The organism is Variovorax sp. Varisp36 (genome assembly GCF_047304235.1).
Taxonomy (GTDB): Bacteria; Pseudomonadota; Gammaproteobacteria; order Burkholderiales; family Burkholderiaceae_C; genus Variovorax.
The window spans coordinates 1-556 of sequence record NZ_JBGLYU010000107.1 but is presented as its reverse complement, the minus strand read 5'-3'; the positions used below and the strand labels follow the sequence as shown (position 1 = coordinate 556).

Annotated in this window: 1 protein-coding gene; it reads right to left on the bottom strand. The window is 65.1% G+C overall.

What is annotated here, in order from left to right; genetic code table 11:
* The coding region (locus tag ACCD11_RS28375) for a type VI secretion system Vgr family protein (protein ID WP_413316468.1) at positions 1 to 556 on the bottom strand (556 nt) is incomplete at both ends.

Below are 556 nucleotides of genomic sequence, written 5' to 3'. Positions count from 1 at the left end.
GGATGAAGCCACCCGGCCACTCGTAGGCTTCATGGCTGTCGTGGTCATGGCCGGGCGGCATTTGCTGGCGGCTCGCCAGGTCGGCCCTCGGCTTTTCGAAGTCGTAGTCGTCGGTGTAGTGGTGGCCGGAGCGAATCTCTTCGGCCTGCTCCCATGCATGAATGCGCTCGCCGGGCTCCAGGCCTCCCGTCATGCCCGAGTGTTCGTGGGGGTGGTAGCGCACGGTCTCGCCGCCAGGCAGGGGGCCGTGCGAGCTGGCGATGTCGTCGGCGAAGACCAGCACGTGCTGCTCGGCTTCATGCCGGAAGAAGAAATAGATGCCTTCGTGCTCGCACAGGCGCGAGACAAAATCGAAGTCGCTCTCGTGGTACTGAACGCAGTAGTTCCAGGTGCGGTAGCTGCGGCTGAGCTTCTGCTCGAGCGGGTGGCCGTAGCGCCCGAGCACCGCGGCAAGGATGTCCGGAACGGTCTGGTCCTGGAAGATGCGGAAGTCGCTTCGGCGGGTGGCGAGCCAGAGCCAGGGACGCAGCCGCATCTTGTAGAAGGACTGTCGCGC